11 protein-coding genes are annotated in these 14,455 nt (G+C 63.0%); all 11 read right to left on the bottom strand.

Annotated elements, in window-relative coordinates:
* A partial coding sequence (locus G3446_RS10745; RefSeq protein ID WP_245232432.1) for a BREX system Lon protease-like protein BrxL occupies nucleotides 1–619 on the bottom strand: 619 nt, incomplete at its 3' end.
* Nucleotides 616–3,198, bottom strand: a complete 2,583-nt coding sequence (locus tag G3446_RS10740) for a PglZ domain-containing protein (RefSeq protein ID WP_164452829.1) — start codon at nucleotides 3,196–3,198, stop codon at nucleotides 616–618. The genes G3446_RS10740 and G3446_RS10745, both read right to left, overlap by 4 nt.
* Nucleotides 3,199–3,228: 30 nt before the next feature.
* A complete protein-coding gene (locus tag G3446_RS10735) occupies nucleotides 3,229–3,849 on the bottom strand; it encodes a DUF4276 family protein (protein ID WP_164452828.1) in 621 nt (206 codons plus the stop codon).
* The gene (locus tag G3446_RS10730; protein ID WP_164452827.1) at nucleotides 3,849–5,093 is read right to left on the bottom strand and encodes an AAA family ATPase; all 1,245 of its coding nucleotides are present in this window, start codon (nucleotides 5,091–5,093) and stop codon (nucleotides 3,849–3,851) included. The genes G3446_RS10735 and G3446_RS10730 overlap by 1 nt, the downstream gene beginning before the upstream one ends.
* On the bottom strand, nucleotides 5,090–7,060 hold the full coding sequence (locus G3446_RS10725; protein ID WP_164452826.1) for a BREX-1 system adenine-specific DNA-methyltransferase PglX: 1,971 nt from the start codon (nucleotides 7,058–7,060) through the stop codon (nucleotides 5,090–5,092). The genes G3446_RS10730 and G3446_RS10725 overlap by 4 nt, the downstream gene beginning before the upstream one ends.
* On the bottom strand, nucleotides 7,057–7,230 hold the full coding sequence (locus tag G3446_RS10720) for a hypothetical protein (RefSeq protein WP_164452784.1): 174 nt from the start codon (nucleotides 7,228–7,230) through the stop codon (nucleotides 7,057–7,059). The genes G3446_RS10725 and G3446_RS10720 overlap by 4 nt, the downstream gene beginning before the upstream one ends.
* Nucleotides 7,223–7,480, bottom strand: a complete 258-nt coding sequence (locus G3446_RS10715) for a hypothetical protein (RefSeq protein WP_164452825.1) — start codon at nucleotides 7,478–7,480, stop codon at nucleotides 7,223–7,225. Before G3446_RS10715 ends, G3446_RS10720 begins: the two co-directional genes overlap by 8 nt.
* Before the next feature lie 166 nt (nucleotides 7,481–7,646).
* Nucleotides 7,647–8,051: a PIN domain-containing protein gene (locus G3446_RS10710; protein WP_164452824.1), complete on the bottom strand. Its 405-nt coding sequence runs from the start codon at nucleotides 8,049–8,051 to the stop codon at nucleotides 7,647–7,649.
* Nucleotides 8,048–8,293, bottom strand: a complete 246-nt coding sequence (locus G3446_RS10705) for a hypothetical protein (protein ID WP_164452823.1) — start codon at nucleotides 8,291–8,293, stop codon at nucleotides 8,048–8,050. The genes G3446_RS10710 and G3446_RS10705 overlap by 4 nt, the downstream gene beginning before the upstream one ends.
* Before the next feature lie 117 nt (nucleotides 8,294–8,410).
* Nucleotides 8,411–10,783, bottom strand: a complete 2,373-nt coding sequence (locus G3446_RS29120) for an Eco57I restriction-modification methylase domain-containing protein (protein WP_425338389.1) — start codon at nucleotides 10,781–10,783, stop codon at nucleotides 8,411–8,413.
* Nucleotides 10,773–14,417: a BREX system P-loop protein BrxC gene (brxC, locus tag G3446_RS10685; RefSeq protein ID WP_164452822.1), complete on the bottom strand. Its 3,645-nt coding sequence runs from the start codon at nucleotides 14,415–14,417 to the stop codon at nucleotides 10,773–10,775. The genes G3446_RS29120 and brxC overlap by 11 nt, the downstream gene beginning before the upstream one ends.
* Nucleotides 14,418–14,455: the final 38 nt, after the last annotated feature.

Below are 14,455 nucleotides of genomic sequence, written 5' to 3'. Positions count from 1 at the left end.
CGACCGCGCCCGGCGAGGCAGCCGCACCTCGTCCCTGTGGCAGCTTAGCAACAGTGGACCAAACGATGATCAAGGCCTCACGGCTGAAGGCTTGACGCCCCTGCGTATAGCGGTCGAAGTCGAAGCGGGACAATTGGATCGGGCGCAGATCCTCGATGTAGAAGGCGTAGTCGTCCTCCTCGATATCATTGTGTGCGACCGTCACCTCGGCCCAGATGCCACCCTCCAGCAGCCGATCATTGTCGCGGTAGAACTTTTCGCCGATCGCAATGCGCCGCGAGTTGAAATTCTCCAGCGCCGCCCAGTGGCGTTTCTCCTTCTCGACATAGCTGACATGCACCTTGTCGATGAAACGATGCTTACCCTTGGTCGCCACCTTCGACTGCGCCGCATTGGCCTCGTCCGGACGCACATAGTTGTCCTGCAAGGTCGCCAGGACCGCCTCCATTCCGGCGTCGATCTCGGCCTGGTCGTCGCTCGCACAGAAGCGCGCGAGCAGGAACTCCAGCACGAAGGTCGGCACGTTGGTGCCCTTCTTGATCCGATGCAGCAAATCCTTGCGCACGATCTTGCCGTCGAACGCGCTGATCAGCTTCTGGTCGAGTGAATCGGCGTTCATACCGTGTAATCGGTCTCCAATTTCAACATGCCATAGCTGGCCAGGGTCACCGGGTTGAGTACTCGCACCGTAAACTTGCCCTCAAAGTCCGGATCCATACCCAGCGCGATCTGCTGGCGTTGTCCCGGCATCAGTATCACCGAGCGGGTCGCGGGATCGACCTGGGCACCCGGCCTCGGCTCGCCGACCACGTTGCCCTTGGTGTCCTGCGCCTCCAGCAGCACCTCCACACCGACCATCTCCAGACTGGTATCACCCGCGAACAGATCCTCGGTGTGGACGTCCTTGGCCAAGAGCGCGATGTCGATGACCGGAATCCGCGTGGTGATCCGCGTGGCGCCGCTCTTATAGGTCAGTGCGATCTTGATCTTGGGCGCATCGGCCTGACCCGCGGGATCCAGGCGGGCGATCACAACCGGCACGACGGCCTCGGCCAGTGACGCCCCGCCATGGAAATACAGATGGCCCGCGCGATAGGGTGCCATGCTGCGCGGCAGGGCCACCTGCGCAAACTCGCCCTGGATCCCGAGCTTGTCGGCGCTCACGATCAGGTTGTGCCCATCCGAGACACCGACGCCGCCGCCAGTACCCAGCAACATTCGATCGTGGGCATTGACCGGCCAGTCACCTGGCGGCTTGACGCAGACATCGCCAGCCTCGGCCTGGGCGTTGAGGAAAAAGCCGTGATCGGTGACGATGACCGCCTCGTTGAAGCCCAGACCGCGAAGCTTGTGCAGCGCCACTCGGATCAGCTTCAGGATTCCGGGGATCAAGCCGAGCGTGGTCTCCGGGTTATTCTCCAGCTGACTGTCGATCTCGGTGGAGCGCAGCACCAGGAGGTCGACGGTGTCGGGGATTTGTGGCTTGGCCCGCACGAAATCATTCAAGGACAGCTCGGCGAACCGGTCGCCGAAACGGGCGCGCAGCACCTCCATCCGCTGACCGACGGTGCCAACAGCGACGCCATCGAGTCTCGGCAGGAGCCCATCATTGTGCAGATCCAGGGTCAGCCGGGCACGTGCCCCAGGCAGGAGGCCGGCCATGCCGACCGGCGTAATGCTGGGCAGTTGTGCATAGGCCGCTCGCAGCTCGACCGGGCCGTCCTCGCTGAGCTGCTTCTCCAAGGCAATGCCCAGCTCGTAGCGCAGGGCATCCACCATCAGATAGGCCACGCGCCGACCACGCTCTTTGAGCCGGTCCGACAACAACTGATCGAAGACGTCCGCATTCGCCAGCCGCCCAGTCGGCGGCCAACCGCTGCCCTCCAGGTGCTTGACGAAGATGCCCTGCACCTTCTCCGTCAGACGACGATAGCGGGCGCGCGCCTGCTCGACCACTTCCTGCATCAGGCCATGGGGGTCGAGCACGTCCCCCACCGCCTGCTCGAGCTCACGCTGCAATCGGTCGACCTCGCGAAGGCTTCCCAGGTAGAAGTCCAGCAGCGCCTCCTGCGAGCGTGCATGCTCGGGCAGCTGGCGCTCGTGGTCCTCGCAGGCCTCGACCAAATGGAGCCCGGCACGGACCAGCTCCCATTGTGCTTGGCTCTCGCCCTTCCCGACCCACACGGAGCACGCCTGACGCACCAGCATCCGACGCGTCGCGTCCACATCGTTGGCGGTGATGCCGGCGATCGCCACGCGCAGAAAGGTCCGCTCCTCGAATGGGAAGGTATCGCGCTCGCCCAGATCCTCGATGCCGCCACACAGCTCGACCAGATTCAGCTCGGTCTCAATGGCCTCGGCACGCTCGATGTAGACCGTGCGCAAGCGGGGATCGGTACGCAGCCGCTCACAGACGTCGTCCACGATCGGCCGCGCCTCGGCCGGCGCATGGGGCACGCCCTTCAGGGCCTCCGGCAAGGCGCCAGGAAGATCGAAGACGAATTCGCTGAACAAGAGATAGCGCCACAGCTCGTCAGCCACCGGCGCCCACGTCTTGCCCCGTGTCTTCAGCGACAGGCCCAGGGTTGCGCGCAACAAATCCCGCGCCTCCTGCGCCCAGCCCTCGTGCGTCTTCAGCGCCGCGCGCTGTCCCTCGCTCGGGACCAGCAGGGCGGCCAGGATCTCGCGACTCGACTCCATCCCGAGCGCGGCGCGCAATTGCGGCCAGCTCAGACCGCCGCCGACGGCATCGATCACCTCGAAGCCCGGCCCGTCCGGCGTGCTGGCGAAGAGCTGACGGATCTGGGTGGCGTGATCCGGCTTGGCACGCAGACAAAGGCTGAGATAGTCGTCGCCGTCGTCCTGGGGGAAGCAGGCCCCGCATTCGGCATAGAGCGCAAAGGGATCGACCTGCTTCTGCTCATCGGTCTCGGGACGCTTGGCAGGAACATAGATCAGCACCCCGTCGAGGGTCTGCCCTCCCTCCTGATGCGGCTGACCGAGCGCGCGCAATGCCATGACGGCCGCCTCCCGGCTTTCGATGCTACTGTGAGAGGCATCCACCACGCGCAGATTCTCGGCCGCGAGCGCCATGCAGAGGTCGCGATAGCGCCGATCGGCGTCATAAACCACCAGACAGCCAGCGGCCTCCAGGCGCGGACGTAGGACGGTCTCACGGATGAATTCGGCGATGCTCATAGGCTCTATCGTCAATGCTGATGCAATCGGTCACGGCGCGACCAGAGCGGCGGTGACCGCTCCGCTGAATGCCTGAAAACTCTTGGAGGTGTTGCGCCCAGGGTCCATTTCCTGTCCGACGGCACGGGCACACTCGAGCTTGCGCAATCCGCTCTTGAAGTAGCCCGCGTTCTGGAGTGTCCTTTCCAGCGCCTCCCAGGTCCCGCCACGGATGGCGTCGGGATCCCGAAAGGCCGCCTTCTTCGGAACCCTTGCCGAGACGCGCGGGTAAGCCGCCAGCACGGCCTCCCAGTCGCCAAAGAACCAGGCTTCCAGCTCCTCGATCGCGATCCGGTTGGCGACCTGAAACCGACGCCCCTCCCCCGCAAGCGTCTTGGTCGTGAGTCCCGCCTCGGTCGCCATGGCCTCCAAGATCTGCTTCAGTTCCAGGCAATCATCGTCATCCCGATCCACCAGCACCAGGATGGCCCAGCTCTCAGGCAGCCAGGCACTGTACCCGCGCAAGCGACTCGGAAGGTTCTTGAGCAGATCGTCCTTACACTGGAAACGACGGATCTCGAAATCCGTCTCCGGCAGCATCTTGGGAAGCAGTTGATCCAGCACGGCCTCCATCGAGAGCTCTTCCACGAGCACGATCAACCGCTCCAGCATCAACCGTCACTCCTCTTTCCGGTCCGGGGAAGGCCTTGGTTGGTCAGAGGATCCCCCAGGCCGAAATGTCCCTCCATCCAGAGATAGCCAAGGGACGCACCCGCATCCATGAACTCGGGCACCCCCTGGATGTCGCTCGCGCGGACCGCTTGGGTGAAGCCCTGCTCGTCACGGTAGAGCACGCGCACCTCATCGGCGCGCATTGCGTTCAGTAGGAAGGGCGAGTGGCTGGTGATGAGCAGCTGGGAGCGCTCGGCCGCGGCGCGGCACTCCTCCGCCAGCTCCGGCAGCAGGCGCGGATGCAGGAAGTTCTCCGGCTCCTCGATCCCGATGAAGCGCGGCGGCTCGGGATCGTACAGCAGGGTCAGATAGGCCAGCATCTTCATGGTGCCGTCGGAGGCGAACTTGGACAGGACCGGCTGCTCGAACGGGGCATCCTTGATCTGCAGCAGCAGCCGGCCATCCGGCATGGGATCGGCCTCGACCCGCTCCAGTCGCGGGATCCGTTGACGCAGGACCGCGAAGATCTCCTCCAGCCGCTCCGGGTGCTGCTCCTTGAGGTACTGGATGACGTTGGGCAGGTTGTCGCCGCTCTTGCTCAGACGCTCCTGAGGGCCGGCCTCCGGCTGGCTGCGCGTCTGATCGATCGAGAGATAGGACACATACCAATCGGTGATGAACTCGCGCAGGGCGGCGACGCGCGGATGCTCCGCCAACTGCCCCAAGGTATTCACCGCGATCAGATCCGGCGAACGGAGTGTCGTCTCCTTGCGCTCGTCCTCGGCATCCGGCAGCTCGCCACTCACGGCCTGGCCCGCGCCGCGTCGAAACGCGAGAAATCGGAACGGCTGTCCGTGCTTGCCGCGTCGCCATTGCAGCCACTCCTCGACCACCTCCGGGCCCTTGCTGCCTTCTTCGATGGCAAGGTGATAGGTGATGATCGGCGTGCCAGGGGTCTCGCGGTACTTGAGGTCGAAGACGATCGGACCCTCGGCTCCACGGCTCTTGAGCTCGCGGGCGCGACCGCGCCGATCCCAGGCGTGGCGCAGACCGAACTGGAAGCACTCGGACAGAAAATTGAAGACGTCGAAGATGGTGGACTTGCCGCTGCCGTTCGGCCCGAGCAGCACCGTCATGCCCGTCAGCCGATCGAGCTCCACCTTGCGCAAGGCGCGGTAGTTCTCGACATGCAACGACTCGATACGCGGAATATTCGGCTTGGGTCCGCGACGGCTCAGGCTCATGTCGCTCCTCCTAATCGTCGGCCCCGGGTCTTCTTCGGCTTCGCCGCCGGCTCGACGCAGAGCGACTCCAGCCCGTGGGCGATGGCGAGCGACTTGTCCGTCTTGCATGCCTCGCGGACGCGCTCGGGCCAGTAGGCCATGGCCAGGTGGGACCAGTCGTAGTCGCCCTTTTGCAGCTTGTTCCAGGTGTCCTTCAGGACCTTCTGCCAGGGCTTGTGACGGAACAGCGGCCAGAGCGGCGCGGCGGTGATTTGCACACCGTCGTCCTGGTTGGGTCGGTAACCGGGCGCGAGCTTGAGCAGGGTGTCGCGCAGCTCGGTCAGCTCCAGCTCGAAGCCCTGGAGGGCCTCGAAGCGCTTCTCCTCCTCGCGCGAGCGTGCCGTGCCCTTGTTGCGCAGCACCGCCACGTCTTCGCCGACCTGCTCGAGCTTGGGGTCGAGGAAGTCGTTGACCGCCGTATAGAGGGTCTGGCTGGTGAGATCGGGGTAGTAGACCCAGAGGCAGTAGCTCCCCGAGCCGGTGGCGAGCGGCCAGTAGATGGGGGCCTTGCGGCGGCTCTTGGAATACTGCTTCAGGTGGAGGGGGAAGAAGTCGCGGCGCAGCCAGGAGCGGGGGTCGGGAATAGAAGGCAGTAGGCAGTTGGCAGAAGGCAGGTCTGAGCTCTCACTGCCTTCTGACTTCTGCCTTCTGCCTTCGAACTTCCCCATTCCGCCCACTCGCTCCAACACATCCTCGATCAGACGCGCCAGGTCGTGCGGATGGCCGGGGTCGTCCACCAGGATGCCGGGATGGGCGTGGAAGGGCTCGGCATCGTCCGGGAGCATGCCGGGGCTCTTGGGCGGCAGCGGATCGAAGGGGTCTGGCTCGGGCGGCGCGGCGCGCTCGCCGGTGGCCAGACGCCAGTCGAAGCGGCCGAAGGCGACGCCGACGGACCAGGAGAGTAAGGTGTCAGTTGTCAGTGGACAGGTGTCAGTGGCGGTTTGCTCGTCCTCGTCGTCGTCCTGGCTCGGATCGGTTTCCGTCGACTGATTGCCGAGCGCGGCTGCGCGGTCTGCTTCGCTGAAGCCGTAGAGGTCAAAGGCGATGCTGTCGATCTCGGCTTGGATCTGCTCTAGCTCGGCTTGGATGGCTGGCGGGTCGTAGTCGCCGAGTCGTGGGCGTAGGGTGGCTGGAAGCAGGAAGGCGTGGGAGGTCTCGTTGACGGTGTCGAGGGTGCGTTTGAGGGACCAGGCTCGCTTTGCGAGCGTGGTCAGTGGTCGGTGGTCAGTGGTCAGTTGGGGGATGGGAGTCTGCTGGATGAGTCCAACTTCATAGGACTGCGCCAACTCGGTACGTGCCAATTGAACAGAGACCAGCAAGTCAAAGGCGCGGCTATTGAGTACCGCGCAAAGTCCAAAGATTTCATCTGGATCATCATCAACAACAAACGCCGCTGGACCCTTATCAGCGAAGATGCAGCCGGCTGGCATGACTCGAAAACTGAGACCATTCGTCCGCCTTGGCCATGTGAGACCTGGCCGAAAGTAGAAGTCTTGAGCCTGAATCTTCCTGCTCGCGCTTCCTACCTTATCCTGGACAAATTGCTTTAGCTCCTTTCCACTTTCTTGCCACGAGAGAAGCAGATGAATGTCCGAATACCACGGAGAAAAATTCCCTCCCTTTGCAAAATCAATCCAATGTTCGCCGGGAGCCTCCCACCACAACCTCAGAAAACGGAAATCATCTAACGTGCCTAATCCACATTTTGCCCCCCCTCCAATGCCAGACATTGATGGAAGAGAAACAAACGTCTCACGCACAGCCTCGCTCACCCAATAGGCAAAGGGCTTCCCCGGCACCGCATCGAAGGCATCCGGCGTCACCTCGAAATGTCGCGAATCATCCTCGCCCGCGCGCAGTCGGGTGCAGGTCTCCAGAAGGGCTTGGGCCTTGTCGTCTTCCGCCAGCAGGCGCAGGAATTGGGTCATGATGCGGACTCCCGCAGCGATGTCATCGGGATCTCGCTCGCGCGAAACATGGGCTTGGTTGGTTTTTCGGCGGAAAGGAGATTGTCGACCTGGGCCTCGAGCGCCGCCTCGCTCTCCCCCTGCCGCGCTGCCATCAGGCCGTTGGCGTCGATGTCGGTTCGGTTAGGCATTCGCGACTCCACCACGCCGCTCGCGCGCTTCCGCTTCGATCTCATCCCAGTCGAGCAGCTTCCCGCCACCGAGAAGATGGGCACGCCGCAGCTCCACGAGCCGGCGGCCCAATTCCGTGCGTGGCTGGTAGACATTGACCACAGCATCGCCCACGATGAACCCATCGTCGGTTGCCGGCTCGGACGGCTCCGGCAAGATGGACTCGATCAACGGCTCCTGACGCGGACGTTTGGGAATCTGGCGCTTCATCGTTCTATCCGCATCCTTCCGAAATGCCGATTGCCCCTTCGCGCATTATCCATATGGCTCCGACTGCTCGCCCCCATGCTCCAACGTCGTCGCCAATCTGAGCGTCCGCGATCCTCTTGCCGACCACCGCTGATGCTCTCGAAGGGAATCGACATCCGGAGCGTCCTCACATCTGGCTCCAGTCTTCTAGGCGGAGACCCAGCCCCTCGAAGTGGGCGGAGTTGTTCGTGATCAGCGCGGCATCCTGACGCAGTGCCGTCACGGCGATGAGTAGATCAGCATCAGCGATCGGCTTGCCGATACGATGACGCTCACTCCAAAGGGTGATCGCATGCTCCCAATGCGCGGTGTCGAACGTTGGTGTTAGCCAAGTCGACGTCAGTGCTTGGTACTGAGCCAAGTTGCGAGTCGCGCCTTTGAGCAACAGATAGCGGCGGATCTCGTAGTCGACCACCGGACTCAGGACGAACTGGCTTCCAGCGGATTCGGCCGTCCGATCGAAATTTGCCCGTACGGTAGAGGAGCCGCGCATTAGGTAGCTCAGGATGTTGGTATCGAGCAGGTATTTCACGGCTTATCGTCCAGCGCATCCAACGTAATCGGATGCATTTCTCGAAAGTCAGGCAGATCCTCCCAAATCTGGCGCTCTTCCTCACTCAACGACCAGTCGAGTGGCGAGCCATCCTGGGACGGCAAGGGAGACATGGTTTCCGGAAGAACGGTAATAACGACCCGCGCTCGCGCCACGCCCGGCAGCGACTCCAGCAAATGGATCTGACCGTTCTCGTAGATACCTTCAACAGTCGTCAACATGCATTACCTCCGCACTTTGCCTATCGGCCGATGGGGCAGACACGCCGTTCCTCCAAGCCGGTAGAACGCAGGGTATCCTGCTACTGCCCACTGCCCACTGCCCACTGCCCACTGCCTTCACCGTTTGACCAAACAATAGGCCGCCGCTTCCACCATGGCATCGTCCATGACGCCATGTCCCAGATCGGCCATGACCTCCGGCTCGGCGACGCCCAGCACGATACCCTCACGCCACTTCTGGAAGCTCGACAGGAAGAAACAAGTGCGCGAGGTGATGGCGCCGAGTCGCCCGCCCGGCCGCAGCAGATCCAGCCCGCGCTCGACGAAGATCGCCAGGAGGTCGTTCTTGCTACGCGGATAGGCCTTGGCCAGCCGTTCCTTGACGCCGCTGGAGAGCGCACCGAAGGGTGGATTCATGACGACCACGTCGAACGGCTCGCGCACCAAGTCGATCAGCCGCAGCCCTTGGAGCGCGTCCTGGGCGAAGAGCCGGCCCTGATAGGTCGACTGGGCCGCCTGAGCGAACGCGGTCAGCGCCTCCCGCAGACGGGCCTCGGCCTTGTGCCACTGGGCCATGTCCGTTTCCTCGAAAAGCGGGCCATGCTCACCAAAGACCTCGCGGATCAGGGCCGGCAGCTCGCGCTCGATGTGCAACAGCACGCCCAGCTCGGGCAGCCCGCGCAGCAGCTTGAGGGTGCGCTCGAACAGCTCGGCATCGAGATGATCGAGCTGACCCGCGAGCTGACGGCGCAGCTCCGGCTCGGCGGGCGGCGCAACGGCCGCGACCACGTGACCCCGACCGACCGCGGGACGCTCCTGGGCCTTGACGCCAGCCTCGTGCCAGGCGCGCTGCGCCCGTAGCCAGAGCGCCAGGGAGGCGATCTGCGCGGCGCGCGGGTCGATATCGACCCCGTGGATATTGTGCTCGATGATGAGACGCGGGACATCGCGCAGGAAGGACTCCTTCGTCGAGTAGGCAGAATGCAGAGGGCAGTAAGCAGATGGAGGGCTCAGCGCTGTTTCAGTTTGTTGATCAGTCCTTGGATCAGTCGGCCTGCTTCCGCTGACATTTCGAGTGTCCGTTTCTCCTCCGCTGGCATGATGTAGGCCTGCCGACATGCAATCATAATCTGCGTCTCGACTTCCCTCAGCGAGCCATGCGCGATCTGTAGAAAACGGATCAGCTCCGCCTGACTCTGTCGTCCCTGGCCTTCTGCGATGTTGGAGGGAATCGAAACCGCCGCCCGACGCAATTGATTGCTGAGCCCAAACTTCTCCTCCGGCGGAAACTGGCGAGTCAGTCGATAGATCTCGTCCACGAGATCCATCGATTTCTGCCACGCAATCAAGTCCCGATAATTCATTCCGCCCATCAACCGTTCCTCTACCCTCTACATCCTGCTTTCCGCCCTCCGCTGGCTGCCTAAGGCATTCTTCCCAATCCCAGGCCTCGCGGTAAATCTCCAAAAAAAGGTCGAAGGCATAGAGTCCGAAGTGCATCGACCCACAAGCAGGGTCGAGCAACCTGATGGCTCTCGGGTCGCGCAGAGCGAAGTCGGCAGAGCGTGCATCGCCCTCTACCTCCTGTCTACTGCCTACCCCATTCTGCCTACTGCCTACCCCATTCTGCCTACTGCCTACTGCATTCTGCCTACTGCCTACTGCATTCTGCCTACTACCCCCCAACAGATACCGGCACCGGTCGCGCAGGACGGTCTGACCGCCGGTGGCGTTGAGCCAAAGCCGCCCCAGCGTGTTGTCGATCAGAAACTCCACCACATAGCGCGGCGTGAAGAACTGGTTGCGCACGGCCAGCTCGCGGCTGTTGCGCGGCGCCTGGCTGGCGTCACGCATCGCCTTGCGCTCTTCCTTGGAGTTGAAGTACTGGTAGATCCAGCCGATGGTCTCGTCCTCGGCCCAGAGGGGTGCGATCTCGGGGTCGTTGATCAGGGCGAGTAGCGGCAGCAGCGCCGATTCGCGCGGAAACAACCGCCCCTGGGGAGAGAAGCGGTCGAACAGGAACGGCAGGTCGAGCGCCTGCTCGTCGAAGACGCTGAACAGGAAGGCTCGGTAGACGTCGCCGGTCTCACCCAGCCCGGCGCCCGCCAGACGGGCATAGAGCTGAAAGCCCTGGGACTGGTAACCGTTGCCGACCGATTCGATCAGCAGCCCCCGGGCCTCCGCCATCCGCAGGGCGGCCAGCCGGTTGAGCACGGTGAACGCCTGCTCGCGGACGATCCGCTGGAGCACGGGCTTGGCCTCCGCGCCGCCGCTGGCTTGGTAGTGCGCCAGGGTGTCGCGCAGGATGCGGGCGGTCTCGCGCTGGGCATCGCTCAGATGCCCCAGGTTGCCGAGATCCGTGACGGAGCCTGAGCCGGGATCCATCCCATAGTCGTTCTGAAGCTGCCGCGTCAGCTCTTCTTCCAAGAGACTGCGCGCCTCGTTGACGAAGCGCTGCAGGCGATTTCTGGTCGTTTGGTCAAAGGCCATTCTGGGCTCCGATCACGAACGACACCTCGATCTCGGCATAGAGGCTGAGTTGCGCCTTGATGTCGCGGAGTTGCTGGATCAGTCCGTCGATGTCTTCCGCTGAGGTTAGCTTCGCCGGGACCGCAATGGACTTGCTGAGCTTGAGCGGAGCGTCATCGCCGTACTGCGAGTGCCCCTCCTCGATGCGCTGTTGTGCGCGTCGCCGGCCTTGACGTTGGATGAAACCCTTGAGGTCGTCCAAGGTGCTGTTGAGGTCGTAGTCGCGCGCCAACAGCTTCTTCAAGCCGTTCAGATCCTCGGACACAGTCAGGGCCAGCCCATCGAGTCGGCTCAGCGCGTTGCCACGCTCCTCCTGCGTCAGCTCCGTCCATTCGGGAAGCCGTTGCAAGTCCTCGGCACCCTCCTTGCGCCGCTGCGACTGCTGATCGGCGAGCTTGCGCACCGCCTCGCGCATGCGGGACTGAATGTGCGTGAGCTGGGAGTTGAGATCGGCGCTGTGCTGATGGAAATCCTCACGGGCCAAACGCTCGCCCACGGTGCCGAGATCGTCCGACAGCTCATCGCGCAGCTCGCCCGGGACACCGGTATCCGGTAGCTCGGCGATCTCGCGGCGATGGGCCTGCAGCTCGCGAACCGTAGCATCCAATCCGTGGTCGAGGACACGCTTCACCTCCTGAGCCCACTTCAGGTTGTCATAAATGGTCGAGGACTCGGCACCCAAACGCTGCGGGGCGTCGGAGGCGTCGGTGAAAAGGACGTCAGCGATGTCTTGAGTCAACGCGGCGATTCGGTCATTTCCCATCAGACCCAGTCCACTGAGCCGTTCCGCGAGAGAGCCATAGTCATGCTGGAATCGCGGAAAGTGCTTCGCGGCCGCCTTGCTGATCTCCTGCTCGAGCGGGATGACCATGTCACCGACCAGCTCGGTGAGGCGCTCCGCGGCGCGGCCCAAGGTCTCGATGGAGGGACGCTCGTCGCGCAGCGCGACGCCAATGGGCTTGAAGGCGTTGTTGGTCTTGAGTGCATCGATCGCTTGCTGCCCGGCCGCCGTCACCTCCCGGCCCGAGACCTTGAGCTTGATCTCGCCGGCCATCAGCATGACCGCCACGATGTAGCGCGTCGTATCGGGCGACCAACCGAAGGGGTCACTGCCAAAGTGCTCCAGCAGCCGCTTGCCATCCATGGTGCCATGCTTGTCGATGGTATCGCGGATGCTGATCATCGCCTTGTGATCGGTCTTGAAGGTCGCTCGACCGGCGACGGTCTGGACCAGTCCGAGCGGATCCAGGGTGCTTCCGATGGCTGCCGGATTAGCGACTTTCAGCAGTTTCTCGGCGGTATCCGTGCTGACGCGCACGGGTGCCTCCGCATAACGGTCGAAGACCTGCTCCGCGACCTCGGTGAGTAGCTTCTTGGCCGCCTCCAGCAGGTCGGTGGCCAAGGCTGACACGGCCGTGACCTGGCCGCGGAAGACGAAGGAGCCGGCTTGCAGGGTCTGCTTGAGCTTGCTCTGCAGTCGGACGGCGAGCTTGGCGGCACGGTCGAGCTGCCCCGTACAGTAGTCCTTGATCTCCTGGTCCGGCTCGTTGCGATGCAGCTCACTGATGCGCTGACAACGATAGATCTCACCCGCGAGATCGTCGAGATCCGGGTTCGCACGGGCCAACAAGCCAATGGTGTTGCGCCCCGAACGGCTGCGCGATTCGTCGAGCACACGATTCTTGGCCGACTCGTAGTCACTGGCCGCGACCAGCTCGACGACGGTCTGAACGGTATGCTGCTCTCCGGCGAGACCGGTGATGCCGCCGCCGCTCTGAACCTTCAGACCGCTTGTCACGGCCATGCTACCCAGCAGGCTGATCCGTGGCAGTGGATCGAAGACCTCCCGCAGAGACTCGTTGAAGATGCGTCGGACATCGACGCTGCGCAGTGCGATCGCGCCACGCTCCTGCTCGATATCTCTCAGCTTCTCACTCAGGAAGACGAGATTGCCGTCCTTCTCGCCCAGCGGCACGTGAACATCGGCCAACATCTCGGCCACGGCCTGGCGCACAGCCTCGAGCTGAGATGGCGCGTCGATCGCGGGATGCATCAGACTGGCGACATTCTGTACGGTCACTGGCAGGTTGCCGAGGATCTGCAAGACCGCAACGGACTTGGCGACGTTCTGGTGCAGTGGTGAGTCGGGGAAGCGGATCGCCACCCTGCCAACGGCCTGATGGACCGAGGCGAAGGCGCGGCCGATATCCTTGCTCAGCTCGTCGTAGAGCGTCACGGTGGTTGCGAGCCAGCCGACCGGCTGATCCGCCATGGCCGCGGTACCGCCCTCCCCTTTGAGCACGTCCTGGACGACCTTGATGGCGGAGCGCAGACCAATCCCCCCGGTGGACTTGGCGAGCGCCCCCAGGAGGTGCAGAAGGATGTCGAAATGCGCTGGCAGAAAGGGATAGAGATTGATGAAGCTGTCGCGACTGAAATCGGCGTCGTAGTACTTGGCATCCTGCAGCTTGGTGTGATGCCGAAGGGCCTGACCGTGCGTGTCGAACAACTTGCCGAGCGCGTCTTGTCCGGCCGGCGACTTGCCCAGGAGACGACGGTAGCAAATCTCCTTGATGTCGCTCGACTCCAGGTCGATTCGAATCGGGAAACGGTCCTTGAGCTTGTAGAGCTTGTCGGAGTTGAGCGCGGCGCGAGGATCGTCCTCGGTCAGGGTCTGCTGCGCGGTGGCCATGATCCAGACCCGGCCGCCGCCGATGCGCTTGAGGTTCTTCGCCAGGCCATCCAGATTGAGGATGAGATTGTCGCGCGAGGCGACGTACTGTCCGACTTCGTCGACGATGAAGATGATGTTCTGCTTGCCGCTCTTCGCGCGGACGATGTCGATCATCTCCTGAACGCGCTGGTCCTCGAATTGGAAGAAACCGTCCGTGCTGGAGGAGAAAGACTGCGCATCGGGGAACAGGGATGGGTACATTTCATGGGCGATCGCGGGGATGAGGCCATCGATTGCCAGCATGTTGTTCTGTATACGGTCCCAGGTCACACCTGGCAGGGCTTGGGCGACGCGCTCATGCAGCTCGTCGGTCCGCCCGTCTTGCTCGATCATCCGCTCGAGCGCGGCCACCTTGAGGTTGTGCGAATACCCGGCCCAGTGCAGAACCTTGTAGTAGAGGACCGTGGAGACGTCTTCCATGGTGGCCCCGGAGAGCATCTCGCTGGCGAGATCGAGCATGACGACCGCGGCCGGAAAGCGCTTGGCGACAGTCCCGAGCAGGGCCTTCGTCTGGGAGCGATGCAGCCGGTCCTGCAAGTGCTTGAGGAACGGTATGCCGTCGATGGTGCACTGGTCATCGAAGGCAAGACCGAGATATTTGCTGAACGAGCTCTTGCCGGACCCATAGAATCCGGACAGCCAGACGGCAATGTCGCTTAGCACGTCCTTGCTGTCCCCCGCATCCATGGCGGCTTGCATGGACTCGAGCAGGGCGTAGAGCTGCTCCTCGATGCTCTCGGTAACGATGTATTCGGAGATCTCGGCCTTGAGTCGGCTCTCTTCGGAGGCATCGTAGGTAATGACCTTCTCGATGGTCCTCGAAATATCTTTGCTGGGGTCGAAGAGCGTGCGGATCGTCATGGCTTGGGTCCTGTTGAGAGGCTCCTTGGAATCGGAAT

Source organism: Thiorhodococcus minor, from assembly GCF_010820565.1.
GTDB classification, from domain to species: Bacteria; Pseudomonadota; Gammaproteobacteria; order Chromatiales; family Chromatiaceae; genus Thiorhodococcus; species Thiorhodococcus minor.
The sequence above is the reverse complement of the archived record's forward strand: the minus strand, read 5'-3'. Positions and strand labels throughout refer to the sequence as shown.

What these genes read in the sequence shown, in the direction of transcription:
- G3446_RS10740 (WP_164452829.1), bottom strand. Translation starts at nt 3,198, where the DNA reads ATGAGCATCGCCGAATTCATCCGTGAGACCGTCCTACGTCCGCGCCTG.
- G3446_RS10735 (WP_164452828.1), bottom strand. Translation starts at nt 3,849, where the DNA reads ATGCTGGAGCGGTTGATCGTGCTCGTGGAAGAGCTCTCGATGGAGGCC.
- G3446_RS10730 (WP_164452827.1), bottom strand. Translation starts at nt 5,093, where the DNA reads ATGAGCCTGAGCCGTCGCGGACCCAAGCCGAATATTCCGCGTATCGAG.
- G3446_RS10725 (WP_164452826.1), bottom strand. Translation starts at nt 7,060, where the DNA reads ATGACCCAATTCCTGCGCCTGCTGGCGGAAGACGACAAGGCCCAAGCC.
- G3446_RS10720 (WP_164452784.1), bottom strand. Translation starts at nt 7,230, where the DNA reads ATGCCTAACCGAACCGACATCGACGCCAACGGCCTGATGGCAGCGCGG.
- G3446_RS10715 (WP_164452825.1), bottom strand. Translation starts at nt 7,480, where the DNA reads ATGAAGCGCCAGATTCCCAAACGTCCGCGTCAGGAGCCGTTGATCGAG.
- G3446_RS10705 (WP_164452823.1), bottom strand. Translation starts at nt 8,293, where the DNA reads ATGTTGACGACTGTTGAAGGTATCTACGAGAACGGTCAGATCCATTTG.
- G3446_RS29120 (WP_425338389.1), bottom strand. Translation starts at nt 10,783, where the DNA reads ATGGCCTTTGACCAAACGACCAGAAATCGCCTGCAGCGCTTCGTCAAC.
- brxC (WP_164452822.1), bottom strand. Translation starts at nt 14,417, where the DNA reads ATGACGATCCGCACGCTCTTCGACCCCAGCAAAGATATTTCGAGGACC.